This is a genomic window from Hydrogenimonas sp. (assembly GCF_029933015.1).
Classification (GTDB): domain Bacteria; phylum Campylobacterota; class Campylobacteria; order Campylobacterales; family Hydrogenimonadaceae; genus Hydrogenimonas.
In genome coordinates, this window is the sequence record NZ_JAOZOZ010000142.1 from 1,953 (window position 1) to 4,098 (window position 2,146).

Consider the following 2,146-nt stretch of genomic DNA (forward strand, 5'->3'; position numbering starts at 1 on the left):
GCCGTCTCCCACCTGGTCGAAGAGAAAGTTCCATTGTTTTTGTGGGGTCCTCCCGGGATCGGTAAATCCTCGATCGTTCGGCAGATCGCCGAGGAGAAGGGGATCGGATTTATCGACTTGCGTCTGTCGCTGCTCGATCCCACCGATCTGCGGGGGATTCCCTTTTTCGATCAGCAGGCCCGCAAGGCGGTCTGGGCGCCGCCGGCCTTTCTGCCCGATGGCAGCGAACCCGAAGGGATCCTCTTTCTCGACGAGCTCAACACCGCGGCGCCGATGGTGCAGGCGAGCGCCTATCAGCTGATTCTGGATCGGCGTATCGGGGAGTACACGCTCCCGGAGGGGTGGGCGATCGTGGCGGCGGGCAACCGGGAGAGCGACCGGGGTGTCGTCTACCGGATGCCCGCTCCCCTGGCCAACCGCTTCGTCCATCTGGAGATGGAGAGCGATCCCGGGCAGTGGCGGCGTTGGGCGCTCTCACAGGGCATCGACGCCTCCATCGTCGGCTTCCTCTCGGCGCGGCCCGACGCCCTCTTTCTGTTCGATGCCAAATCCTCCCATCGCAGTTTCGCCACACCCCGCAGCTGGGAGTATGTGGACAAGGTGATCAAATCGACACCCGAAGCGGAGCTGCTGATGCCTCTCATCGCCGGTGCCATCGGCGAGGAGCTGGCGGCGGAGTTTCTGAGCTGGCGGGAGGCGGCTTCGGAGCTTCCCGATCTCGACGCGATTTTGCGGGGTGAGGATGCCCCCGTGCCCGAAAACCCCAACGCCCTGCACGTTCTGGCCTCGATGATCGTCCGGCGGATCGGCCGGGAGAGTCCCAAGGAGGTGCTGGAGTCTCTGCTGGCGTATCTGATGAAACTGCCGCCGGAGTTTTCGGTGATGGTGGTCAAGGAGCTGCAGCACGAAGGGGTCCTTCTGGAGAAGTGTGAAAACTTCAAAGTCTGGATCCGAAAATTCGCCCACCTTCTGGCATGAACCTTTCCGACAAGATCGCCAAAGCCAAAACCCGCCTGGTCGTGAAACATCCCTGGTTCGGCCTTCTGGCCAGCCGTCTGGAAACTTCGCCCGGCGACGAGGTGGAAGCCTTTCTGAGCGACGGGAAGGTTCTTCGGTACAATCCCGACTTTTTCGCCCAGGAACCCGTGGAGAGCATCGAGTTCGCCCTGGCCAACAGTGTCATGCACCATGTGCTGGCTCATGAAAACCGCAGATTGAAGCGTCAGGGGTGGCTCTGGCAGCTGGCCACCGACTACGCCATCAACGGAATACTCAAGGAAAACGGCTTCAGGCTTCCTGATCGTGTCCACTACGACGCACGCTTCGACGGAAAATACGCCGAAGAGATCTACGCCATCCTCAAGGAGGAGATCCGCAACGAGGACTACAACGACGACGAGAGCAACGAGGAGGGGTTCAACGAGCAGAACAAGAACCGGATGAAAGAGAAACAGCATCCGGACAATCCGAACCGCGAAAGAGATGCCGGCCGCCCCCTCCCTCCCCAGGAACTCGAACCGGAAGTGGAACGGATGTGGGAAAACGCGATGAAAGAGGCGCTGGAGAAGGCGGAAAAACAGGGTCGTGCGCCCGGCGGTATCGAACGATTTTTCGACCGAGACATCGAGGCGACCGTCGACTGGCGCAGCGAGCTCTACCACGCCATCCAGCGCCACCAAAAAAGCGACTACACCTTCGCCAGACCCAACAGAAAACTGCTGGCCGACGGTGTCTATCTCCCCTCCACCACCAGTGAAAAGATGACTCTGACCGTCGCCATCGATTCCAGCGGATCGGTGGACGAAGGGCTGCTGGGGCGGTTCGTGGGAGAGCTGGAGGCGCTGCTGCTGAGCTTTCCGGAGACCGAAGTGGACCTGCTGGTCTGCGACGCGAAGATCCGGGGCCTCTACCGTTTCGTCTCGGGAGAGGTGCTGGACTTCACGCTCAAAGGGGGAGGCGGCACCGATTTCAGACCCGTTTTCGAAACCATCGACGAAGAGTTCCCCCAGACTTCACTGCTGCTCTATTTCACCGATGCACAGGGAAGGTTTCCGGACAGAGAACCCCATTACGAAACGGTCTGGATCCTCCCCCGGGAGGCGGCGGTGCCTTTCGGACGGACCATTCTTTTGAGATAAGGAGTTGT

The 2,146-nt window shown here is 60.5% G+C and carries 2 protein-coding genes; both read left to right on the top strand.

Features of this window, described 5'->3' with window-relative positions; translation table 11 throughout:
* A partial coding sequence (locus Q1K23_RS08225; protein WP_300363725.1) for a MoxR family ATPase occupies positions 1-978 on the top strand: 978 nt, incomplete at its 5' end.
* The gene (locus Q1K23_RS08230; protein WP_300363727.1) at positions 975-2,138 is read left to right on the top strand and encodes a VWA-like domain-containing protein; all 1,164 of its coding nucleotides are present in this window, start codon (positions 975-977) and stop codon (positions 2,136-2,138) included. The genes Q1K23_RS08225 and Q1K23_RS08230, both read left to right, overlap by 4 nt.
* Positions 2,139-2,146: the final 8 nt, after the last annotated feature.